This is a genomic window from Bacillus amyloliquefaciens DSM 7 = ATCC 23350 (assembly GCF_000196735.1).
Taxonomy (GTDB): domain Bacteria; phylum Bacillota; class Bacilli; order Bacillales; family Bacillaceae; genus Bacillus; species Bacillus amyloliquefaciens.
In genome coordinates this window covers 2382635-2405935 of sequence record NC_014551.1, presented here as the reverse complement: position 1 = coordinate 2405935, position 23301 = coordinate 2382635, and the positions used below count along the sequence as shown (strand labels likewise).

The following is a 23301-nucleotide window of genomic DNA, read 5'->3' as shown; positions in this document are numbered from 1 at the left end:
GTGTCATAAAGTCTGTCCCGGATCATACATTTTAAAGAAGCCAATCGGTAAAAAAGGAGGAGACTCTATTGAATGAAATTACAGAGGTTCTCCCTGAATTATTGAGACATGCCATCTCCGCCGTACCAGAAGAAACATGGCGGGATACAGAAGAAATCAGGATACGGGTCGACAGGCCGGTTGAACTGATCCGGAAAGGACAACCTTTGTTTTTGTCATATATCTGTACGGCCGGCGACGCACAGCTGATCCTCAGCCGGCTCAGCAATTACAGTATGTACACGCTGGAAGAAGAGCTGAAAAAAGGATATATCACAATCAGAGGAGGCCATCGGGTGGGGCTGGCCGGAAGAGTCATCGTCGAAAACGGAGCCGTCAAAGGGCTCCGGGATATTACGTCTTTTAATATTCGAATCGCCCGGGAGAAGCTTGGAATCGCAGAACCGCTTATTCCTTTCTTATGGAAAGAAAACTGGCTGAACACACTCATCATCGGCCCTCCGCAAACAGGAAAAACGACCTTGCTTCGTGATTTGGCCCGGCTTTCCAGCACCGGATCGAAACGCATTCCGGCGAAAAAGACCGGTATCATTGATGAGCGGTCGGAAATTGCCGGCTGCCTGCGGGGCATTCCCCAGCACAGTTTCGGCCGCAGAGTTGATGTCCTTGATGCCTGTCCGAAGGCAGAAGGGCTGATGATGATGATCCGCTCTATGAGTCCTGATGTCATGATCGTGGATGAGATCGGGAGAATAGAAGACTCTGAAGCGCTGATGGAAGCGCTCCATGCGGGTGTATCGGTTATCGTATCTGCGCACGGATGGAATATGAAAGATTTGGTGAAAAGACCGTCGCTGAAAATGCTTTGGGAGGAAAAAGTGTTTGACCGGTATGTTGAACTGTCAAGGCGCCGCGGTCCCGGCACGATCAGCAGGATGTACGGAAAGGACGGGGAGCAGCTGCCGCATGCTGAAAGCGTGATGACATGCTGAAGCTTTTGGGGGCCGTGTTCATTCTGACGGCGACGACATGGACGGGATTTGAGATCGCCAAAATCTATATTGAAAGGCCGAGGCAGATCCGTCAGCTGCGTGCGGCGCTGCAATCGCTTGAAGCGGAAATTATGTACGGACATACGCCGCTGCACACCGCCTCGGGACACATCGCCAGACAGCTTTCCAAACCTGTGTCACTATTGTTTCAAGCTTTCAGCCAAAGGCTTGAACAGGGAAGCGATTCCGCCAAAACGGCCTGGGAACAGAGCCTGAAGCATAACTGGCCTTCCATGGCGATGAAAAAAAGCGAATATGATGTGCTGAAGCAATTCGGAGAGACGCTCGGGCTTCATGACCGGGTTTCTCAGCAGAAACATATCAAGCTTGCGCTTACACATTTGGAAGCGGCGGAAGCGGATGCCGGACGGGCGCAGGCGAAAAATGAAAAAATGGTGAAAAGTTTAGGATTTTTAGCCGGACTGTTACTCATTCTTCTATTGATGTAAACATGAGGGGAGCAAACATAAAATGGGAGTCGACGTAAATGTCATTTTTCAAATCGCCGGAGTCGGTATCGTGGTTGCGTTTCTGCATACCATACTGGACCAAATGGGGAAAAAAGAATATGCCCAATGGGTGACGCTGCTTGGCTTTATCTATATTTTATTTATGGTGGCGACGATTGTCGATGACCTGTTTAAAAAGATTAAAGCTGTGTTTCTATTCCAAGGATAGGGGGGCTTACAGATTGAGATTGTTCAAATTGTAGGTTTAGGCCTGATCGCCACATTTCTCTCCCTGATCGTAAAAGAACAGAAACCGACTTTCGCGTTTATGATTGTCGTCTTCAGCGGCTGCGTGATCTTTCTTTATCTCGTTGACCAGATTTATGACATTATCAGAATGATAGAAAAAATAGCCGTCAATGCAAACGTCAATATGGTCTATGTGGAAACCATTTTAAAAATTATCGGCATTGCCTACATCGCTGAATTCGGAGCGCAGCTTACAAAAGATGCGGGCCAGGGAGCGATTGCTTCGAAAATAGAGCTGGCCGGGAAGATTTTGATTCTGGTGATGGCTGTGCCGATACTGACTGTTATTATTGAAACGATTCTCGGACTTATTCCTTCTTGATCATAAATGGAAAGGGGGCACAAAAAATGAAGCGCTTTCGGTGGGCGGGGGCTTTTTTGTTTATCCTCTTATTTTTTCAGACTGAATGTGTACAAGCTGCCGGAACGGACGGTGCGGCGCGGGAAACCGCAATTCATCAAGAATCGGCTGATGAAGTGGCGAAAAAGCAGGCCGAAGCGCTGAAAACAGAAGGTATCGGAAAGTTTTGGGACGATATTATGACAGAATACGGCGGTCTTCTTCCTGAAAGCCAAAAGGGAAGCATCATCGACTTTATTAACGGAGAAAAAACGTTCTCGCCGGAGGCGTGGCTGAAGGCCTTATTTTCCTACCTGTTTCATGAAGTGCTCGCAAACGGAAAACTTCTGGGAACTTTGATCCTTCTCACCATTTTTTGTGTCATTCTGCAGCTTCTGCAAAATGCATTTCAGCAGAGCACCGTCAGCAAAGTGGCGTATGCGATCGTTTATATGGTGCTGATTATTCTCGCTTTAAACAGCTTTCATGTTGCCGTCAATTATGCCAGTGAAGCGATTCAGACGATGACCAGCTTCATTCTCGCGCTGATCCCGCTTCTGCTCGCGCTTTTGGCTTCTTCCGGGGGAGCCGTCTCCGCTGCTTTTTTTCACCCCGTTATATTATTCCTGATGAATACGAGTGGCCTTCTCATTCAAAACATCGTCATGCCGCTGATCTTTCTGTCAGCGATTTTAAGCATCGTCAGCACGATGACGGATCAATACAAAGTCACGCAGCTTGCCAATCTGCTCAGAAATATCGCGATCGGCGCGCTTGCCGTATTCCTCACCGTATTTCTCGGCGTCATCTCCGTACAGGGAGCTTCGGCTGCCGTGACGGACGGGATTACGCTCAGGACTGCAAAATTTATAACGGGCAATTTTATTCCCGTGCTCGGCCGGATGTTTACGGATGCGACCGATACGGTAATCAGCGCCTCACTCCTATTAAAAAACACTGTGGGAATCCTCGGTGTCGGAATTTTAATCTGCATCTCCGCGTTTCCGGCAATTAAAGTGCTCTCTCTCGCTTTTATTTATAAGCTCGCGGCCGCCATTTTGCAGCCGCTCGGAGGCGGGCCCGTCATTACGTGTCTCGGCGTCATCAGCAGAAGCGTGCTGTATATTTTCGCGGCGCTCGCCATCGTCTCACTCATGTTTTTCCTTAGCATTACAGTCATTATTACAGCAGGCAACCTCACCATGATGATGAAATAAAGGAGGCCCATTAGATATGAGCTTTTTAACAGAATGGCTGACAAGCATTATTTTGTTTATCTTATTTGCCATCGTCATCGACATGCTGCTGCCCAGCTCCAGTATGCAAAAATACGCAAAGATGGTTGTCAGCCTGCTGTTAATCATTGTCATGCTCAACCCGATATTCAAACTTTTCAAAACAGACCCGGAAATCATCTTCGATTATTTGACAAAACAAGAGCAATTTCAATCCGCTGACATAAAAAATCAAATCAAATCAGAAAAAAAAGAAATACAAGCATCAAACCGCGCATATGTTTTAGAAGAAATGGCTGTCCAACTAAAAAAGAAAGCGGAGGAGATGTTCAGTCATGACGAATACAAAATAGATGACATCCGCCTTACAGCGGAAGAACAGGTTCGTTCAGAAGAAGATGTAAAAACGATCAGCGTGTATATGGCCCCATCTTCTGAAAAAACCGTGCAAACCGTCGCACCGATCGACATCCGCACAGACCGCAAATACGAACCGGAAGGCGCAGCCGACAAAAAGGAGGCTGCACACATCAAAGAAAAACTTGCGGATATATGGGAAATCGGCAGTGAGAAAATTACGGTTTATATGGAAGGCGGGGAGAAAAACGGCCATGAATAAAAACGGACTATGGAACATACTCAAAAAACAGCTGATGATCGGACAGGCGAAAGACGGAGAAAAACCAAAACTGACAAAATATCATTACTTTCTGTTCGTGTTTGTGCTCGGGGTATCTTTTATGCTGGTCAGCCAGATGTTCTCTTCACCTGAGAAAACCGGGAAGGACCAAACGGCGCAGACTGTCATGTCCGGCCAAACGGAAGACAAGAGCGGGCAAAAAAGCGCACCCGTTTTTAAGGCGTCAAAAGACAGCAGCGCCAAAAACACGATCGATGATTACGAGAGAGATTATGAAAACCAGCTGAAAGAAATCCTTGAAACGATTATCGGCGTGGAGGATGTATCGATTGTCGTAAACGTAGACGCGACATCGTTAAAAGTGTTTGAAAAAAATAAAACGAAAAAAGACACCACTACTGAAGAAACCGATAAAGAAGGCGGCAAAAGAAGCGTAACCGATCAAACCTCTGAAGAACAAATTGTCATGATCCGAAACGGGGACCAGGAAACCCCGGTCGTCGTTCAGACGAAAAAGCCTGATATCCGCGGTGTACTCGTTGTCGCTCAGGGAGTGGACAACGTTCAAATAAAAAAAACCATCATTGATGCCGTCACAAGGGTGCTTGATGTTCCGAGCTACCGTGTAGCGGTTGCCCCTAAAAAAATCAAGGAGGATTCATAAATTATGCTGAAAAAACAAACGGTTTGGCTTTTAACAATGCTCAGTCTCGTCGTGGTATTAAGTGTTTATTATATTACGTCGCCGGAAAGCAAAAATGCCGTGCAGATGAAAAGCGAAAAAAATAGCGGAGAAATCGCCACAGAAAAAACGCCGGCTCCTGCTCCTGAAACGAAAGAAAAGACCGAAGGCGGCACAGAAAAAGAAGACGGAACAAAAGGCACGAAAGACACTAAAGATTCTAAAGGCGCAAAAGAGGATAAAGAAACATCAGCAGAAGCGTCCGACAAAGACGGATCGGTCGCCACAGAAACAGCTGACGAAAATTTATTTACCACATACCGCATGGAACTTGAAGACGCGAGAAGCAAAGAACGGGAACAGTTAAACAGCATTGTTTCAAGCGATGATGCGACAGCAAAGGAAAAAAGCGAAGCCTACGATAAAATGACGGCGCTCAGTAATGCTGAAGGGACAGAAAAACAGCTGGAAACACTCATTAAAACACAAGGCTACAAAGATGCGCTCGTGGATGCTGAAGGAGACAAAATCAACATTACGGTCATGTCTGACAAACATTCAAACGCAAAAGCTTCCGCCATCATTGACCTGGTGCAAAAAGAAATTAAGAATATGAAAGACGTCGCCGTGACGTTTGAACCGACAAAATAATAGGCCTGAAAAGCCCGCACCCGCTGCGGGCTTTTCTGATGTCATTTTAGATCAGTGTTGAATTTACACAACCGCTCCTGTAAGATAAACATAGTATGTACTTTTAGTAGCAACCCATAAATTTCTATTTTTCATACATAGGAGTGGAACTGATGTTAAAAATCAACGAAATTCATGAACTGATAAAAAGAATCGATGAATCATCCATTGATGAATTTGTTTACGAAATTGAAGGCGTAAGCCTGAAGCTGAAAAAAAATGAAGCGCCGGCCGTGAATGTAACGGGACAAGCTCAAGCTGTTCCTGCTGCTTTCGCACCTGCTCCGCAGGCTGCAAAACCGGAAGCGGGTGAAGCCGCTCCTGTTCAGGAAGCGCCGAAACAAGACGAAAACCTTCACAAAATTACGTCTCCGATGGTCGGAACGTTTTATGCTTCTTCATCGCCTGAAGCCGGCCCTTACGTAAATCAAGGATCAAAAGTGAGCGAAAATACAGTGGTTTGTATCGTGGAAGCAATGAAACTCTTTAACGAGATTGAAGCGGAAGTAAAAGGAGAAATCGTTGAAGTGTTAGTTGAAAACGGCCAGCTGGTCGAATACGGACAACCTCTATTTCTTGTAAAAGCTGAGTAAGGAGACCTGCTATTATGATTAAAAAGCTATTGATCGCCAACCGAGGAGAAATTGCCGTCAGAATCATCCGGGCCTGCAAGGAGCTTGGCATTGAAACTGTAGCCGTTTATTCTGAGGCAGATAAAGACGCCCTGCATGTCCAAATGGCCGATGAGGCTTTTTGTATCGGGCCGAAAACATCAAAAGAAAGCTATTTAAACGTAACGAATATCGTCAGCGTCGCAAAGCTGACCGGCACGGATGCGATTCATCCGGGATACGGATTTTTAGCTGAAAACGCCGACTTTGCCGAGCTGTGCGAGGAAGTAAACGTGACGTTTGTCGGCCCTACGGCAGACGCCATTTCAAAAATGGGGACAAAAGATATCGCCCGTGAGACGATGCAACTGGCGGGCGTGCCGATTGTGCCCGGTTCAAAAGGAATTATAAAAAATACGGAAGAAGCGGTTTCACTTGCACGTGAAATTGGGTATCCTGTCATTATAAAAGCCACTGCGGGCGGAGGCGGAAAAGGCATCCGGGTCGCGCGCACAGAAGAAGAAATGATTAAAGGCATTGAAATCACCCAGCAGGAAGCCGCTACGGCATTCGGAAATCCGGGTGTGTACATCGAGAAGTACATAGAAGATTTCCGCCATGTTGAAATTCAGGTGCTTGCGGATAATTACGGAAACACGATCCATCTTGGAGAGCGTGACTGTTCTATCCAAAGACGTCTGCAAAAACTTCTTGAAGAGTCGCCGTCACCTGCGCTTGATTCTGAAATCAGGGAGCAGATGGGCGAAGCAGCGGTAAAAGCAGCGAAGGCCGTCGGTTACACGGGAGCGGGCACTGTAGAGTTCATTTATGACTACAGAGAGCAGCGCTACTACTTCATGGAGATGAACACGCGTATTCAAGTGGAGCACCCTGTCACTGAAATGGTGACGGGAACCGATCTGATCAAAGAACAGATCAAAGTGGCATCCGGACAGGAGCTCTCGCTCAGACAGGAAGACGTAGAATTTAACGGCTGGGCGATTGAATGCCGTATCAACGCTGAAAATCCTGCGAAAAACTTCATGCCTTCACCTGGTAAAATTAACATGTACCTGCCGCCGGGCGGACTCGGCGTGCGTGTGGATTCAGCCGCATATCCGGGCTATTCGATCCCGCCGTACTATGACAGTATGATTGCCAAAGTCATCACATACGGAACAACACGTGATGAGGCGGTCGCACGGATGAAACGCGCGCTGAGCGAATTCGTGATCGAAGGTATTGAAACAACGATTCCGTTCCATCTGAAACTGCTTGAACACGAAACATTTGTCAGCGGAGAGTTTAATACAAAGTTTTTAGAAACATATGATGTAATGGGCTCATAATTTTTGCGGGAGGTGAATTGAATGGAAGACAACAGTGTGCTTAAAATGGATCATGATGAGTCTCATTTAGGCAAGGTTGAAATTGCTCCTGAGGTCATTGAAGTCATTGCCGGCATCGCCGCTTCCGAGGTTGAAGGAATTGCTGAAATGCGCGGCAATTTCGCCACGGGCGTCGTAGAACGTTTCGGCAAAATCAATCACGGCAAAGGCGTAAAGGTCGATTTAGCCGATGACGGGATTACTATCGACGTCTATTGCGTCGTTCAATTCGGGGTTTCGATCCCGAAAGTGGCAGCAAGCGTTCAGGAGAATATCCGCCAAACTTTATTAAACATGACGTCTCTGACCATTAATGAAATCAATATTCATATCGTCGGCATTCAATTTGACACGAAGGCCCAAGAAGTCGAAATCGACGAAGAAATGTAATGAGCGTATAAAAACCAAGGGGATGGGCAGCCCTTTGGTTTTTTATACGTTTCCCTTCATTTCAGGCATGAAGAAAGCCGGCTTACAAACGGCAGCCGAGTTTCTTCATGCTGTGAAATCCGAATGAAATCAAAAGGGTTTGTAAAAATATTCGGCATTAGGGTGAAAAAACCTAAATTTCGACATGCGATTGGGAAAAAAATATGTTATGATCTCTTTAAGCTTAACGACAAGCGGATAAAGCGGATCTGAAGGAGAAAGAAAATGAAAAGAAGAACAGCTAGAGAAAAAGCTTTGCAGGCACTTTTTCAGATTGATGTCAGCGATATTGCACCGAACGAGGCCATTGAGCACGCGCTTGATGGTGAGAAAACAGATGCCTTCTTTGAACAGCTGGTGTACGGAGTGATCGAACATCAGGTACAGCTTGATGAAATGATTTCCGGCCATCTTGTCAATTGGAAGCTTGACCGGATTGCAAACGTAGACCGCGCGATCCTGCGTCTGGCGGTGTATGAAATGGTTTATACTGACGACATTCCTGCTAACGTGTCATTAAACGAAGCAATCGAGCTGGCAAAACGGTTCGGCGACGATAAAGCTGCAAAATTCGTAAACGGGGTTCTTTCTAACATTAAAACTGATATCGAATCGTAGGAGGAAAGAAAATGACTGCAACAATCATCGACGGAAAAGAAACGGCTAAAGAAAAACGCGAACAATTGGCAAAAGAAGTAGAAGAGCTGAAAGCACAAGGCGTAGTGCCGGGCTTGGCGGTCATTTTAATCGGCGACGATCCCGCTTCTGTTTCCTATGTGACAGGCAAGAAAAAAGCCGCAGAAACAATGGGAATGAAGTTTAAGCTTGACCGTTTTGACTCAAGCTTAACCGAGGCGGAGCTTTTAAAAGTGATTGATCAGTACAATCAAAATCCGGAATTCCACGGCATTCTCGTCCAGCTGCCGCTGCCGGATCATATTTCTGAAAAAGCCGTAATCGAGCGGATCTCCCCTGATAAGGATGTTGACGGTTTCCACCCTCTCAACGTCGGGAAAATGCTGCTTGGCGAAGATACATTTCTTCCATGCACGCCGCACGGAATTGTCGAGTTATTGAAAAAGACGAACGTAGATCTTTCCGGCAAAGAAGTTGTTGTAGTCGGACGAAGCAATATTGTCGGTAAACCGGTCGGCCAGCTGCTGCTGAACGAAAATGCGACCGTCACATATTGCCATTCCCGTACAAAAAATATGTCTGAGCATACGAAAAAAGCAGATATTCTTGTGGTTGCGGTCGGTAAAGCGAACTTTATCAAAGCCGATCAAATTAAAGAGGGCGCCATTGTCATCGATGTCGGCGTCAACCGTCTTGAAAGCGGAAAACTCTGCGGAGACGTTCAGTTTGATGAAGCGAAAGAAAAAGCATCTTTCATTACGCCGGTGCCGGGCGGAGTAGGTCCGATGACCATCACAATGCTTGCGCATAATACTGTTAAATCTGCCAGACGTACGTTATCATAGATAACCGGAGACAGTCACAAAAAGTGTGACAATGAGCACGATACCCGCTTCTTAAGGCTCCTTTCAGCCAGAGCGGGTTTTCTTAGTTTAGGGCAAAAAGCCTTTATGAAAGGAGTGCAGGATGTGAGTGAAGCGGCATATGTCACGGTTTCCGCACTGACCAAATATATTAAACGAAAATTTGATGTGGACCCTCATCTTGAAGACATTTGGATTAAGGGTGAGCTGTCCAACGTTAAAATCCATACGAGAGGCCACATCTATTTTACATTAAAAGACGAACATGCCCGCATGCAGGCCGTCATGTTTCAAAGACAAAGTTCAAGGCTTGCGTTTAAGCCCGAGGACGGAATGAAGGTCATCGTAAGAGGCGGCATTTCCGTCTATGAACCGAGCGGAAGCTATCAGCTATACGCAAAAGAAATGCAGCCGGACGGTGTGGGTGCGCTTTATTTAGCATATGAAGAATTAAAGAAAAAACTTGCCGGCGAAGGGTTGTTTGATGACCGGCATAAGCAGGCCATCCCCGCTTTTCCAGCCACGATCGGGGTTGTCACGTCACCGACGGGAGCGGCCGTCAGAGATGTCATTACCACACTCAAAAGAAGATACCCCTTGGTGAAAGTCATTGTCCTTCCCGCGCTCGTTCAGGGCGAGAATGCCAGCAGATCGATTGTAAAGCGCATTGAAGAAGCCAATGCACAAAAGATGTGCGACGTCCTGATCGTCGGAAGGGGAGGGGGCTCGATAGAAGAATTGTGGGCATTTAACGAAGAAATCGTAGCCCGGGCGATCTTTGCTTCCGCCATTCCGGTTATTTCGGCCGTCGGACACGAAACAGATTTTACAATCAGTGATTTTGTCGCAGATATCCGGGCTGCAACACCGACGGGAGCGGCAGAAATCGCCGTTCCCCACACGACGGACTTAATGGAACGGACAAAAACGGCGGAAGTCCGTCTGACAAGAGCGATGCAGCAGCATATCAGCAAGAAAAAAGAACGGGTGCAAGCGCTCCAGTCATCCTACGCATTCCGTTTTCCGAAACGATTGTATACTCAAAAAGAACAGCAGTTTGATCTTTTGTATCAGCAGTTCCAATCACAGCTTACAGGGCTTACGGACCGGAAGCAAAGGCAGCTGGAGCGGAATACGTACAGATTAACGGCCCTTCACCCAGAAAACCAGCTGAAACAGGCAAAAAAACGGTACGAAGAGCGCTCAAATCAGCTGGAGCGGAGCATGAATGTCCAGCTGAAGCAGCTTCATTCGCAGTTTCAGACGGTTCTTGGTAAACTGAATGCATTAAGTCCCCTTCAAGTTATGGAGAGAGGATACAGTCTGGCCTATAAAGACAAAGAGCTGATCAAAAGCGTTGATCAAGTAGAACAAAATGACACGCTTGAAGTAAAGATGACAGACGGCGTTCTGACGTGTGAAGTATTGCAAAAGAGAGGCGAACGATAATGAAAGAAACCAAAAAAAGTGAAGAGCTGACATTTGAAGAGGCGATGAAAGGCCTTGAAGGCATTGTGGCAAAGCTTGAAGAAGGCGACGTGCCGCTGGAGCAGGCGATTAACTATTTTCAGGAAGGGATGGCCCTTTCAAAAATGTGCCATGAAAAGCTTCAGCATGTCGAAAAACAAATGGACTTTATTCTAAAAGATAACGGAGAACTTGCACCTTTCAGCGTTCAGGAGGAAGACGAAGGTGACAAATAAACTGGACGCATTTTTAGCATCACGCAAACAAATGATTGAACAGCAGCTTTCTTTGTATACAGAACGGCTGGACATGCCCGAATCCCTCAAAAAATCCATGCTGTATTCTTTGGAAGCGGGCGGGAAAAGGCTGCGCCCTCTCGTTGTTTTGGCCGTTTTGAATGCTTACGGAAAAGATGAAAAAGACGGGATTCCGGTCGGATGCGCTGTCGAAATGATTCATACGTATTCCTTAATCCATGATGATCTTCCTTGCATGGACGATGATGATTTGCGCCGGGGGAAGCCGACAAATCATAAAGTCTTCGGAGAAGCGGCAGCCGTACTTGCCGGCGACGGGCTTCTGACAGAAAGCTTTAAATTGATCACATCTCACGTGTCTGAGGAGGTTTCAGCTGAGAAACGGCTCCGTCTCGTCGATGAACTGATCAGCGCGGCAGGAACGGAAGGGATGGTCGGAGGACAGGCTGCCGACATGGAAGCGGAGCAAAAGCAGGTAACGCTGAAAGAGCTGGAATCCATTCATGAGCGGAAAACGGCCAAGCTCCTCGGTTTTTCCGTGACGGCGGGCGCCATTTTGGCAGATGCGCCGGAGGATGAAATCGAGAAGCTGCGCTTGTTCAGCAGCCATATCGGCATCGGGTTTCAAATCAGAGACGACATCCTTGATATCGAAGGTCATGAGGAGAAGATCGGCAAACCGGTCGGTTCAGACACGACGAATGAAAAGTCAACGTATCCGTCGCTTTTAACGCTCGAAGGCGCGAAAGAGAAGCTTGCGCATCATATCAGCGAGGCGAAACAGATCGTAAGCGGCCTTTCTCTTGAGAAAGAATTGCTGCATGATCTCTGCGACTTAATTGCGGCAAGAGATCATTAAAACGATCCCGATTTGAAGGGGCTGCCGCTCCTATGGTAAAATGTAAGCAGTTTCGATGAAAATACAAGGAGAGTCTTTTTCTTTTTTCAAAAAGACACTGTTTAATTTGCAGAAATTCATGCTGAAAGTGAGTTGATCCGCTTTGGATCTTTTATCAATACAGGACCCGTCATTTCTTAAAAAGATGTCAATTGAACAGCTGGAAGAGCTGAGTGAGGAGATCCGCAATTTTCTCATTACATCGCTGTCTGCCTCAGGGGGCCATATCGGGCCGAACCTCGGGGTTGTCGAGCTGACAATTGCGCTTCACAAAGAATTTGACAGTCCGAAGGATAAATTTTTATGGGATGTCGGACATCAGTCCTATGTTCACAAACTGTTAACCGGACGCGGCAAGGAGTTTGAAACCTTGCGCCAATATAAAGGGCTTTGCGGTTTCCCGAAACGCAGCGAAAGCGAACACGACGTATGGGAAACAGGCCACAGCTCAACATCGCTCTCAGGGGCGATGGGAATGGCTGCCGCCCGTGATATTAAAGGGACGAAAGAATATATCATCCCGATTATCGGAGACGGGGCTTTAACCGGAGGAATGGCGCTTGAAGCGCTGAACCATATCGGCGATGAGAAAAAAGACATGATCGTCATCCTGAATGATAATGAGATGAGCATTGCGCCGAATGTCGGGGCGATTCATTCTATGCTGGGCAGGCTTCGCACGGCCGGCAAATACCAATGGGTAAAAGACGAGCTTGAATATTTATTTAAGCGCATCCCGGCCGTCGGCGGAAAATTGGCCGCCACAGCGGAACGGATAAAAGACAGCTTAAAATATATGCTTGTGTCAGGCATGTTTTTTGAAGAGCTGGGCTTTACGTATTTAGGCCCGGTTGACGGTCATTCCTATCACGAACTGATTGAAAACCTGCAATACGCCAAAAAAACGAAAGGTCCTGTCCTTTTACATGTCATCACGAAAAAGGGCAAAGGCTATAAACCGGCTGAAACCGACACGATCGGCACATGGCACGGGACGGGTCCGTACAAAATCAATACGGGCGATTTCGTCAAACCGAAAGCCGCGGCGCCTTCATGGAGCGGGCTTGTCAGCGGCACCGTGCAGGAGCTGGCGCGTGAGGATGACAGAATTGTCGCGATTACACCGGCCATGCCTGTCGGCTCTAAGCTGGAAGGGTTTGCGAAAGAATTTCCTGAGCGCATGTTTGACGTCGGAATCGCAGAACAGCATGCGGCGACAATGGCCGCGGGAATGGCGCTTCAGGGCATGAAGCCGTTTCTTGCGATTTATTCGACCTTTTTGCAGCGGGCCTACGATCAGGTCGTCCATGACATCTGCCGTCAAAACGCGAATGTATTTATCGGCATTGACCGGGCCGGTTTGGTCGGTGCTGACGGGGAGACGCATCAAGGCGTCTTTGATATTGCCTTTTTGCGTCATATACCAAACCTCGTTTTGATGATGCCGAAAGATGAAAATGAAGGCCGCCATATGGTCAATACAGCCCTTAGCTATGAAGAAGGTCCGATTGCGATGCGCTTCCCGCGCGGAAACGGACTCGGCGTAAAGATGGATAAAGAGCTGAAAAGCATTCCGATCGGAACATGGGAAGTGCTCCGTCCCGGAAAAGACGCGGTTATTTTAACATTCGGAACAACGATTGAGATGGCGCTTGAAGCAGCTGAAGAACTGCAAAAAGAAGGCCTGTCCGTGCGTGTCGTCAATGCGCGGTTCATAAAACCGATTGATAAACAAATGATGAAGGCGATTCTTAATGAAGGTCTTCCGATTTTAACGATTGAAGAAGCCGTGCTTGAAGGCGGATTCGGAAGCACGATTCTTGAATTCGCTCATGACCTCGGCATGTATCATACGCCGATTGACAGAATGGGCATCCCTGACCGGTTTATTGAGCACGGAAGCGTAACCGCCCTGCTTGAAGAAATCGGTCTCACGAAGGCTGAGGTTATGAACCGGATTAAACTGCTGATGCCGCCGAAGACACATAAAGGAATTGGATCATGACAGCAAAAAAAGAACGATTAGATGTACTTCTTGTAGAAAAAGGACTTGCGGAGACGCGGGAAAAAGCGAAACGCGCCATTATGGCGGGGATCGTGTACTCAAATGAAAACCGATTGGACAAGCCGGGTGAAAAAATCGCCCGGGATCTTCCGTTAACGGTAAAAGGAAACCCTCTTAAATACGTCAGCAGGGGCGGATTAAAGCTTGAAAAAGCTCTTGAGGTGTTCCCTGTCTCAGTAACAGGCAAAACGATGATTGACATCGGCTCGTCGACAGGAGGATTTACAGATTGCGCCCTCCAAAACGGCGCCGAGCGGTCATACGCAGTAGATGTCGGCTATAATCAGCTTGCTTGGAAGCTGAGGCAGGACGAGAGGGTCGTCGTAATGGAACGGACGAATTTCCGCTATTCCGAGCCTTCTGATTTCACAGAGGGTTTGCCGGAATTTGCGACGATCGATGTGTCTTTCATCTCACTCCGCCTCATTCTGCCGGTTTTAAAAACGCTGCTTGTACCGGGAAGCGATTGTATCGCTCTGGTGAAGCCGCAATTTGAAGCCGGACGGGAATCAGTCGGAAAAAAAGGCATTGTCAGAGATCCCGGCGTTCATGCTGACGTTCTCCGCCGTATGAATCAATTTGCCGCCTCTGAAGGATATGCAGTGAAAGGACTGTCCTTCTCACCGATTACAGGGGGAGACGGCAATATTGAGTTTCTGCTTCATCTGAACTGGGAGGGAGAAGACGGAAACGGCACTGAACTGCCGGAAGAAGACATTCTCCGTACCGTCCGCGAAGCACATGAGACATTAAAAGCCAAAAAGACAGATGTACCGGAATAATAGGGGGCTATTATTCCTTTTTTCTGCCATCATGTACTTTTTATCAAGAAGCGGTTAACATAATGACAAGAACAGCTTGAAAACAGAGGTGCTTACATGACAAAAGGCCAAAGGCATATAAAAATCAGAGAGCTTATTACAAGCCAGGAGATTGAAACGCAGGATGACTTAGTTGACATGCTGAGAGAAGAAGGGTATAAGGTAACCCAGGCGACTGTTTCCAGAGACATTAAAGAGCTGCATCTCGTAAAGGTGCCTACGAATAACGGCTCCTACAAATACAGCCTGCCGGCGGATCAGCGGTTCAACCCGCTGTCAAAACTGAAGCGTTCATTAATGGATGCGTTCGTAAAAATTGACTCAGCAAGCCATATGATCGTATTAAAGACGATGCCGGGGAATGCTCAGGCAATCGGTGCTTTGATGGATAATCTCGAATGGGAGGAAATCATGGGCACGATTTGCGGAGATGACACAATTTTGATCATCTGCAGGACGCCTGAAGATACGGAAGGCGTTCAAAGCCGTCTTTTGGAGCTGCTGTAGCGTAATTATCAGATAAAAGGTGGAATGCTGTTTGTTAGCTGAACTATCAATAAAAAACTTTGCCATTATAGAGGAACTGACGATCTCGTTTGAACGGGGGCTCACCGTCCTGACGGGAGAAACAGGAGCCGGCAAGTCAATTATTATAGACGCCGTTTCCCTGTTAGTCGGCGGCCGCGGGTCGTCTGAATTTGTCCGTTACGGTGAAACAAAGGCCGAGCTTGAAGGACTGTTTCTTTTAGACAGCGGCCATCCCGTTTTTGAGGTGTGCCGTGAGCAGGGAATAGACGCATCTGACGACATGATTGTCATGAGAAGGGACATCAATGCCGGAGGAAAAAGCGTCTGCCGTGTCAACGGAAAATTAGTAACGATCGCGGCTTTAAGGGAGATCGGCAGACTTTTATTAGATATTCACGGACAGCATGATAACCAGCTGTTAATGGAGGACGACAAGCATTTAGAGCTTTTAGATAAATTTGCGGGCGCTGAGGCCGAATCAGCGCTTCAGGCTTACCGTGAAGGCTATGACCGTTATATGAAGCTGCTCAAAAAAGTGAAGAAGCTGTCAGAGAGCGAGCAGGAAATGGCGCATCGGTTAGATCTGATCCAATTTCAGCTTGAAGAAATCGAATCGGCTAAGCTTGAATTGAATGAAGACGAGCTTCTTCAGGAAGAACGGAAGCAAATATCCAACTTTGAGAAAATTTATGAATCATTGCAAAACGCCTATAATGCGCTCCGCAGTGAGCAGGGGGGTCTCGACTGGGTCGGAATGGCTTCTGCCCAGCTTGAAGACATTTCGGATATCAATGAACCGCTGCAAAAGCTGTCCGAAACTGTGTCAAGTTCCTATTATCTGCTGGAAGATGCAACCTTTCAGATGCGCAATTTGTTAGATGATCTGGAATATGATCCGGAACGGCTGAATTTTATTGAAACCCGTTTAAACGAGATTAAACAGCTGAAGCGCAAATACGGAGCGACGGTAGAAGATATTCTGGAATACGGCTCAAAGATAGAAGAGGAAATTGATCAAATCGAGAACCGTGACAGCCACCTTGAAACGCTGAAGAAGGAACTGGAGTCCGTGGGCAAAGATGTGGCCGTAGAAGCCGCCAACTTATCAAAAATCAGAAAAGCATGGGCCAAAAAACTGGCTGAAGCGATTCATCAGGAATTAAAAAGTCTGTATATGGGCAAATCTACGTTTGATACGGAATTTCTTGTGAAAACCGATCCGTCAGCCGATGAAGCGCCAGTTGTCAACGGCCAGCCCGTGCAGCTTACCCAAAAGGGCATTGACCTTGTGAAATTTTTAATTTCAACAAATACCGGTGAGCCTCTCAAGCCGCTGTCAAAGGTTGCGTCCGGCGGCGAACTTTCAAGGGTGATGCTGGCGATAAAGAGTATTTTTTCTTCTCAGCAGGATGTCACTTCCATCATCTTTGACGAAGTGGACACCGGTGTAAGCGGGCGGGTTGCGCAGGCCATCGCGGAAAAAATCCATAAAGTATCTACCGGTTCACAGGTGCTCTGCATTACACATCTCCCGCAGGTTGCCGCCATGGCGGACACGCACCTTTTGATCGCGAAAGAATTAAAAGACGGCCGGACGACGACGCATGTCACGCCGCTTTCCCAGCAGGACAAGGTAGCGGAAATCGGCCGCATGATTGCGGGCGTCGAAGTGACAGATCTGACAAAACGGCATGCAAAAGAGCTTTTAAAACAGGCCGGACAGGTAAAAACGACAGGATAAGCTGCTGATACAGGCAGCTTATTTTTTTGTTCCATTTCTCTAACAGTGTATCCAATGTTTTTCTTCGTATGCCGGTTATAAATCAAGCGCAGGAAGGCAAAAGTATAGATGTAGCAGAAAAAGAAAGTGGTGTGGGATAGGAGCGAGGAGAGTGAAGGAATGAATGCACGATAACATGAGGAAAGCAATAGGTGTAATTCTCCTTGTTTCTTTACTAAGTGTAGGCTTTTTTAAGCCGTTTAAAGAATATTTACTGATACCGTCGCAAATGAGCGTCTTTGAAAAACAGACACAAGCCGTTCCGGTCAATGCATCAATAAGCGCTGAAAAGGGCGAATTATCAGAAGCCTTTACGCTGAAAGAAGAGCATGGTCATGCAAACATAACAGGGCAAAAACAAGGCCGGTCAGAAGTAGTATATGATCTTGCCGGATTTCCCATTAAAAAAACGAAAGTGCGTGTGCTTCCTGAATTAAAGGTCATTCCGGGCGGACAGTCCATCGGTGTAAAACTGCATTCAGTCGGTGTTTTGGTCGTCGGCTTTCATCAGGTGATGACAAAGGATGGAAAAAAGTCTCCGGGAGAACAAGCGGGAATTGAATCTGGCGACATCATTATTAAAATGAACGGACATAAAATTGAAAAAATGAGCGATATCGCCCCGTTTATTCAAAAAGCGGGCACAACCGGAGAATCATTGGATTTATTGGTGAAACGCGATAAGCAAAAAATCAAGACAAAGCTGATTCCGACAAAGGATGAAGCTGAAGGAAAATATCGAATCGGCCTTTATATCCGCGATTCGGCAGCCGGCATCGGCACGATGACATTTTTTGAACCGAAAACAAAAAAATACGGCGCATTGGGCCACGTCATTTCTGATATGGATACGAAAAAACCGATTGTTGTAGAAGACGGAGAAATCGTCCATTCAACTGTAACCTCCATTGAAAAAGGAAAAGGCGGCAATCCCGGCGAAAAACTGGCAAGGTTTTCGTCAGAACGGAAAACGATCGGCGATATTAACCGCAACAGTCCGTTCGGCATCTTTGGGAAACTGCATCAGCCGATTCAAAACAATATTTCCGACAAAGCGCTTCCGATTGCTTTGTCAAATGAAGTAAAAAAAGGATCGGCGCAAATGCTGACGGTTATTGAAAACGATAAAGTAGAGAAATTTGATATTGAAATCGTCAGCACCACGCCGCAAAAATTCCCGGCGACAAAGGGTATGGTATTAAAGGTAACCGATCCGAAACTGCTGAAAAAAACCGGCGGAATCGTTCAGGGAATGAGCGGAAGCCCGATCATCCAGAACGGGAAAGTCGTCGGAGCTGTTACCCACGTGTTTGTCAATGATCCGACAAGCGGCTACGGGGTTCATATCGAATGGATGCTTTCTGAAGCGGGCGTTGATGTTTACGGAAAAGATAAAGCAAGCTGACTGCCGGATGATCCGGCAGTTTTTTTATTTGATGCGTTCTTCACTTCTTTCCTGGATTCATGTAAAATAAGACATGAAGATTTTTCGACAAATTCACGTTTCCTGATTTGTCAAACTTAATTTTTAGTCGAAAAACCTAGAAAATGCTAGAAAAACAAAGATATACCACTATTATTGGTAAAAATGGATTTTTTAAAAGGGGAAGTAGTGGTTTTGTCGAATGTAACATGTAGCAGTCAAATGGGTTGCGTCCTGTTAATACATTGGGGGAGGAAGAAACGTGGAGAAAATTAAAGTTTGTGTTGCTGATGATAATCGAGAGCTTGTAAGCCTGTTGAGTGAATATATAGAGGGACAGGATGATATGGAAGTGCTCGGCGTTGCTTATAACGGACAGGAATGCCTTTCTTTGTTTAAAGATAAAAATCCCGATGTGCTCGTTTTAGACATTATTATGCCGCATCTGGACGGTCTTGCGGTTTTGGAGCGCCTCCGGGAATCAGAACTTGCGAAGCAGCCGAACGTCATCATGCTGACGGCATTCGGTCAGGAAGACGTTACGAAAAAAGCCGTCGATTTAGGTGCGTCCTACTTCATCCTGAAGCCGTTTGATATGGAAAACCTTGTCGGCCATATCCGCCAGGTAAGCGGCAATGTCAGCAGCGTCACACACCGTGCGCCGTCCGCGCAAAGCAGCATTATCCGCAGTCAGCCTGAGCCGAAGCGGAAAAATCTCGATGCCAGCATTACAAGCATTATCCATGAGATCGGTGTGCCTGCCCATATCAAAGGCTATCTTTATTTGCGTGAAGCCATTTCCATGGTGTATAACGATATTGAACTTCTCGGCAGCATCACAAAAGTCCTTTATCCCGACATCGCCAAAAAATTCAACACGACCGCAAGCCGTGTAGAACGGGCCATCCGCCATGCCATTGAAGTTGCATGGAGCAGGGGAAATATTGACTCCATTTCTTCGCTGTTCGGGTATACTGTGAGCATGACAAAAGCAAAACCAACCAATTCAGAATTCATCGCGATGGTTGCTGACAAGCTGAGATTGGAGCATAAAGCTTCATAACGCAAGCTGAATGGCAGGATGTCTTTTTTCGTCTTCTTTTCCGTGAATCAATGCGGAAGAGAAGGCGTTTTGTGCTTTTGCCGGTGAAAAAAGTGAATCACTCGCACCGGCATCTGAATTTTTATACATAAGCAAAATCCCTCTGGTCCGAGGAATCTTGATGCTGCATAAAAGCGGGGTTTATGAGACCTACACGTATAATACGGGAGCTGATACTTTGATGATCTCGCCGTCTCTGATATAAAAGCGGGGGACGCGACGGCTTAACGTAGATACGACTTCATAATTAATCGTACCTAGCATTTCGGCAATCTCATCAACTGAAATCTCGGCTCCTTTTTGTTTACCGTAGATGACGACTTCTTCTCCTTGTTTGCCCTCACTCTCACCCAAACTGACCATAATCATATCCATCGTCACTCTCCCCGCCACCGGCACCCGTCTGCCGCGATAAAGAATAAACCCGCGGTTGGAAAGGGCGCGCGAGTAACCGTCAGCATAGCCGATCGGAATTGTTGCGATGATTTCACCCGGTTCGGCGATATATGTAGCACCATAACTGACGGTCCGGGGCTCTGTCACCATGGCTTTCACATAAGCGATACGCGCCTTTAAACTGAGTGCGGGCGTGAGTTTTACAAGATCCAGCTCCTTGATATAGGCGGACGGGTATAATCCATATAAACCGATGCCTAAACGGATCATATCGGCGCTGAATTCCGGGAAAGCGATAGCGGCTGCTGTGTTGCACATATGCACGGTAGGGAGCGTAATGCCTTGATCTTTTAAAAAACGGAGAAAGCTGATAAATTTTTCGTGCTGCAGCATCGTCAATTCAGTATCAGGTTCATCCGCTGTTGAAAAATGGGTAAAGATCCCGTCCCATGACAGGTATGTACTCGACTTGAGCGCTTTTACAACTGCTAACAGGTCTTTTTCTGTGCGTACACCAAGCCGGCCCATCCCGGTATCCACATTAATATGAATGGACAGCCGTTTCGAAACCGCTTCTTCTTCCAATATCTGATTCGCTTTTTTGATCCAGCTGACTTGAAACGCTGACAATGTTATATTCCAGACGGCAGACTTTTTCACACAGCTGAGAGCGGTAAAGCCGAGTACAAGGATCGGTGCCGTAATCCCCGCTCTTCGTAACACAATCCCCTCTTCAACGCTGGCGACTGCGAGCTCGCTCGCTCCGCTTTCCAGTGCCTGCCGCGCTACTTCGACAGACCCGTGGCCATACGCGTTTGCTTTTACGACGGCCATAATCTTAGACTTATTCGGAATATGGCGGCGGATCGCCCGTATATTCTTTTTTATCGCATCAAGGTCAACTTCAATCCAAACTTCCCGGCAAAGTTTTTTCATCGCGATTCCTTCTTTCCGTAATGAGATTCAGTACTGTCGTGTTTTCATGCTTTCAATCTGCATTCTATTCACTCTTAACTGAAATCATTCAAAACATGAGAAGGTGACCGCTGATTGTTTTCAGTGATTCTGTCGGCCTGCTTATATTGACGCTTTACGTGTCTATAAGGGCTGCGTGGCAGCCCTTAAATTGACTTCACAATATTCTGATCTGAAAATTGATGCTCAAACATTTTGGCCTGGCTCACAGCATTGCTTTGAATGACAATACCGATATTTCCTCCTCCGGCACCGAAAACGGTTTTTGATGCAGTCACCGGACTGATGGATATAGCGCCGCCAACATTGACAACTCCGTTTCCTGATACGTTGTTTATCGTAATCGGGCAACCGCTCATTCTATTTTTTCTCCTTTCTCTCTAAGTCTACTAACTATATGTACGCTGTGATCTGAAATAAGATTAAACAAAACGGTAAAAAAATCCGGCTGCTGTGAGCCGGAATAGGAGGGAAATACAGATATCATAGTGTTTTCATTACATTTTGATCAGAGAATTGAGAACTTGAAGATTGAGCCGTGCTGGATTGATTCATTTGCAGAACCATACCGATATTTCCTCCTCCTGAGCCGTAGACTGTTTTTGATACGGTTAAAGGACTTATCGAAAACGCGCCGCCGACATTGACAACCCCGTTTCCGGAAAGACTGTTAATCGTAATAGGAAATCCAGCCATCATATACGGTCTCCTTTCTATTAATCTATTTACTATATGTACGCAGTGTGTCAGAAATAGGAGTAAACAAAGCGGTAAAAATTTATGAACCAAAAAAACTGCCGGACATCCGGCAGTTTTTTGTGGTTATTTTTCAAACGGCACCCAGCCGCCTGTATTCTGGATCATTTCCCATAACGGTTCAGGGAGTCGGTATTTCTCAATTTCAGATGCTTTTATTGCTTTTTCGATTTCCTGCTCGCGGCCTTCTTTGATCAGCACCGACCATTCGGGGTTGATCAGAATGACACGTCCCAGAGCCACCAGCGGAATCCCGCTTTCTAATACGGCTAGCGCTTCATCCGCGGTATAGATAGAACCGACCGCCATCAGCGGCACTTTATGGCCAACGCGTTCGTTTAATAAATCCATCCGTGTACGTGAAGTATCTGCGCCGCGGCGGGCTTTGGAATTGACGTCCATCAGTGAAATATGCAGGTAATCCAAGTTTTGTTCCGCAAGCGCGTCGGCGAGCAGGAAGGTTTCTTTCATTGTAATCCCAGGTGTTTCCGGCTCTTCCGGTGACAGGCGGTAGCCGAGAACAAATGGATTTTCAGCGTGTGCAGCAATCGCCTGTTTGACAGCGTCAACGACTGCAAGCGGGAACGCAAGGCGTTTTTCATCGCTTCCGCCCCAGCGGTCTGTGCGCTGATTGGTTTTCGGAGAATAAAATTGTTGAATCAGGTACCCGTTTGCCCCGTGAATTTCAACACCGTCAAAGCCGGCTTCAATCGCTCTGCGTGTCGCTTCGCCGAATGCTTTTACGATGTGCTCAACTTCTTGTTCAGTAAGAGCCCGGGAAGTTTGTCTGCCGTCTTCTTCTGAGCCGCTCGGGCTGACGACGTCTTTGTTTGGCACGAGTTCAGGAGGGCATTCCAATCCGCCATGGTGAATCTGCACAACGGCTTTCGCTCCTTGAGACTGGATCGCCTGAGCGAGTTTTTTCAAGCCGGGAATGTGAGAATCATCATAGATACCGGGCTGGCCGGGAAACGCTTTGCCATCAGGTGTTACGTTTGCACATGCCGTAATGACCATGCCCATTTCTTTTGAACGGGGAGTAATGTAGCTTAATTCACGGTCTGAAATTGTTCCGTCATCGTTTGATGAATAGTGTGTCATCGGTGCGACAGAAATACGGTTTGGTATGGTAACGCCGCTTTCAAACGTAAAAGGTTCAAACAGCGGTTTATAAATTTGTTTCATCATTTCGCCTTCTTCCTTAGGAGTTTAACTCGTCCGTATTCTAGCTTATGTTTTAATTGTGTGCAATTATTTTGCCTGTGCTTTATCCTGAGATTATGATCGGCTGAACCATTTAAATGAATGGAACGGTTTTCTCCGTTCTTTTTCGGGATCTTTATATCCGCCTGAAATTTGATGGCCGATCGAGCTGAATATGACAGCGGCGGCGAAGAGGAGAATGATTTTTTTCATATGCATAACTTCTTTCTAATCATTTACAAGATTATTTATAAGCATACGCTTGTGCGAAAAAACCGTCAATTTGTTTTTTATTCTTTTTTCCAC

The 23301-nt window shown here is 46.7% G+C and carries 28 protein-coding genes; 22 read left to right on the top strand and 6 right to left on the bottom strand.

Annotated elements, in window-relative coordinates; translation table 11 throughout:
* Positions 1 to 68: 68 nt before the first annotated feature.
* From spoIIIAA to spo0A, 22 genes are all read left to right on the top strand, one after another.
* Positions 69 to 992, top strand: a complete 924-nt coding sequence (spoIIIAA, locus tag BAMF_RS32355; RefSeq protein WP_013352844.1) for a stage III sporulation protein AA — start codon at positions 69 to 71, stop codon at positions 990 to 992.
* The gene (gene spoIIIAB / locus BAMF_RS32350) at positions 986 to 1501 is read left to right on the top strand and encodes a stage III sporulation protein SpoIIIAB (RefSeq protein WP_013352843.1); all 516 of its coding nucleotides are present in this window, start codon (positions 986 to 988) and stop codon (positions 1499 to 1501) included. The genes spoIIIAA and spoIIIAB overlap by 7 nt, the downstream gene beginning before the upstream one ends.
* Positions 1502 to 1523: 22 nt before the next feature.
* Entirely contained in the window at positions 1524 to 1730 is a 207-nt protein-coding gene (gene spoIIIAC, locus BAMF_RS32345) for a stage III sporulation protein AC (RefSeq protein ID WP_003153142.1), read from the top strand.
* A 12-nt stretch (positions 1731 to 1742) separates the two neighbouring features.
* On the top strand, positions 1743 to 2132 hold the full coding sequence (gene spoIIIAD / locus BAMF_RS32340; RefSeq protein ID WP_076982559.1) for a stage III sporulation protein AD: 390 nt from the start codon (positions 1743 to 1745) through the stop codon (positions 2130 to 2132).
* 26 nt (positions 2133 to 2158) lie between these two features.
* Complete coding sequence (gene spoIIIAE, locus BAMF_RS32335; protein ID WP_013352841.1) at positions 2159 to 3367, top strand: stage III sporulation protein AE; 1209 nt, start codon at positions 2159 to 2161, stop codon at positions 3365 to 3367.
* A gap of 16 nt (positions 3368 to 3383) precedes the next feature.
* A complete protein-coding gene (gene spoIIIAF, locus BAMF_RS32330; protein WP_013352840.1) occupies positions 3384 to 4004 on the top strand; it encodes a stage III sporulation protein AF in 621 nt (206 codons plus the stop codon).
* The gene (spoIIIAG, locus tag BAMF_RS32325) at positions 3997 to 4689 is read left to right on the top strand and encodes a stage III sporulation protein AG (protein WP_014470655.1); all 693 of its coding nucleotides are present in this window, start codon (positions 3997 to 3999) and stop codon (positions 4687 to 4689) included. Before spoIIIAF ends, spoIIIAG begins: the two co-directional genes overlap by 8 nt.
* Positions 4690 to 4692: 3 nt before the next feature.
* Positions 4693 to 5358: a SpoIIIAH-like family protein gene (locus BAMF_RS32320; protein WP_013352838.1), complete on the top strand. Its 666-nt coding sequence runs from the start codon at positions 4693 to 4695 to the stop codon at positions 5356 to 5358.
* A gap of 152 nt (positions 5359 to 5510) precedes the next feature.
* Positions 5511 to 5990: an acetyl-CoA carboxylase biotin carboxyl carrier protein gene (accB, locus tag BAMF_RS32315; protein WP_013352837.1), complete on the top strand. Its 480-nt coding sequence runs from the start codon at positions 5511 to 5513 to the stop codon at positions 5988 to 5990.
* Between the two features lie 14 nt (positions 5991 to 6004).
* Positions 6005 to 7357, top strand: coding sequence for an acetyl-CoA carboxylase biotin carboxylase subunit (gene accC / locus BAMF_RS32310; protein ID WP_013352836.1), 1353 nt, complete (start codon positions 6005 to 6007; stop codon positions 7355 to 7357).
* A 21-nt stretch (positions 7358 to 7378) separates the two neighbouring features.
* Entirely contained in the window at positions 7379 to 7786 is a 408-nt protein-coding gene (locus tag BAMF_RS32305; protein WP_013352835.1) for an Asp23/Gls24 family envelope stress response protein, read from the top strand.
* A 264-nt stretch (positions 7787 to 8050) separates the two neighbouring features.
* A complete protein-coding gene (gene nusB, locus BAMF_RS32300; RefSeq protein ID WP_003153163.1) occupies positions 8051 to 8443 on the top strand; it encodes a transcription antitermination factor NusB in 393 nt (130 codons plus the stop codon).
* An 11-nt stretch (positions 8444 to 8454) separates the two neighbouring features.
* The gene (gene folD / locus BAMF_RS32295) at positions 8455 to 9306 is read left to right on the top strand and encodes a bifunctional methylenetetrahydrofolate dehydrogenase/methenyltetrahydrofolate cyclohydrolase FolD (RefSeq protein WP_013352834.1); all 852 of its coding nucleotides are present in this window, start codon (positions 8455 to 8457) and stop codon (positions 9304 to 9306) included.
* Positions 9307 to 9429: 123 nt separating this feature from the next.
* Complete coding sequence (gene xseA, locus BAMF_RS32290) at positions 9430 to 10773, top strand: exodeoxyribonuclease VII large subunit (RefSeq protein WP_014470653.1); 1344 nt, start codon at positions 9430 to 9432, stop codon at positions 10771 to 10773.
* Positions 10773 to 11027, top strand: coding sequence for an exodeoxyribonuclease VII small subunit (locus BAMF_RS32285; RefSeq protein ID WP_013352832.1), 255 nt, complete (start codon positions 10773 to 10775; stop codon positions 11025 to 11027). The genes xseA and BAMF_RS32285 overlap by 1 nt, the downstream gene beginning before the upstream one ends.
* Positions 11017 to 11907 (top strand): polyprenyl synthetase family protein, encoded by an 891-nt coding sequence (locus BAMF_RS32280; protein WP_013352831.1) that lies wholly within the window; start codon positions 11017 to 11019, stop codon positions 11905 to 11907. The genes BAMF_RS32285 and BAMF_RS32280 overlap by 11 nt, the downstream gene beginning before the upstream one ends.
* 142 nt (positions 11908 to 12049) lie before the next feature.
* Positions 12050 to 13951 (top strand): 1-deoxy-D-xylulose-5-phosphate synthase, encoded by a 1902-nt coding sequence (gene dxs / locus BAMF_RS32275; RefSeq protein WP_013352830.1) that lies wholly within the window; start codon positions 12050 to 12052, stop codon positions 13949 to 13951.
* Complete coding sequence (locus BAMF_RS32270) at positions 13948 to 14793, top strand: TlyA family RNA methyltransferase (RefSeq protein WP_013352829.1); 846 nt, start codon at positions 13948 to 13950, stop codon at positions 14791 to 14793. Before dxs ends, BAMF_RS32270 begins: the two co-directional genes overlap by 4 nt.
* A gap of 96 nt (positions 14794 to 14889) precedes the next feature.
* Positions 14890 to 15339, top strand: coding sequence for a transcriptional regulator AhrC/ArgR (gene ahrC / locus BAMF_RS32265; RefSeq protein ID WP_013352828.1), 450 nt, complete (start codon positions 14890 to 14892; stop codon positions 15337 to 15339).
* A 31-nt stretch (positions 15340 to 15370) separates the two neighbouring features.
* Entirely contained in the window at positions 15371 to 17101 is a 1731-nt protein-coding gene (gene recN / locus BAMF_RS32260) for a DNA repair protein RecN (RefSeq protein ID WP_013352827.1), read from the top strand.
* 163 nt (positions 17102 to 17264) lie between these two features.
* Positions 17265 to 18545, top strand: a complete 1281-nt coding sequence (gene spoIVB / locus BAMF_RS32255) for a SpoIVB peptidase (protein WP_013352826.1) — start codon at positions 17265 to 17267, stop codon at positions 18543 to 18545.
* Between the two features lie 280 nt (positions 18546 to 18825).
* On the top strand, positions 18826 to 19626 hold the full coding sequence (spo0A, locus tag BAMF_RS32250) for a sporulation transcription factor Spo0A (RefSeq protein WP_013352825.1): 801 nt from the start codon (positions 18826 to 18828) through the stop codon (positions 19624 to 19626).
* Here the strand turns inward: spo0A and BAMF_RS42035 are convergent.
* From BAMF_RS42035 to BAMF_RS41550, 6 genes are all read right to left on the bottom strand, one after another.
* Positions 19621 to 19755 (bottom strand): hypothetical protein, encoded by a 135-nt coding sequence (locus BAMF_RS42035; protein ID WP_014470649.1) that lies wholly within the window; start codon positions 19753 to 19755, stop codon positions 19621 to 19623. The two genes, spo0A and BAMF_RS42035, sit on opposite strands and share 6 nt — an antisense overlap.
* A gap of 60 nt (positions 19756 to 19815) precedes the next feature.
* Positions 19816 to 20997 (bottom strand): alanine racemase, encoded by a 1182-nt coding sequence (gene alr / locus BAMF_RS32245; protein ID WP_013352824.1) that lies wholly within the window; start codon positions 20995 to 20997, stop codon positions 19816 to 19818.
* 185 nt (positions 20998 to 21182) lie between these two features.
* Entirely contained in the window at positions 21183 to 21395 is a 213-nt protein-coding gene (locus BAMF_RS32240; RefSeq protein WP_013352823.1) for a spore germination protein, read from the bottom strand.
* A gap of 124 nt (positions 21396 to 21519) precedes the next feature.
* A complete protein-coding gene (locus BAMF_RS32235) occupies positions 21520 to 21732 on the bottom strand; it encodes a spore germination protein (RefSeq protein ID WP_014470647.1) in 213 nt (70 codons plus the stop codon).
* A gap of 126 nt (positions 21733 to 21858) precedes the next feature.
* A complete protein-coding gene (locus BAMF_RS32230) occupies positions 21859 to 22977 on the bottom strand; it encodes an NADH-dependent flavin oxidoreductase (RefSeq protein ID WP_038463265.1) in 1119 nt (372 codons plus the stop codon).
* Positions 22978 to 23070: 93 nt separating this feature from the next.
* Positions 23071 to 23208, bottom strand: a complete 138-nt coding sequence (locus BAMF_RS41550) for a hypothetical protein (protein WP_014470646.1) — start codon at positions 23206 to 23208, stop codon at positions 23071 to 23073.
* Positions 23209 to 23301: the final 93 nt, after the last annotated feature.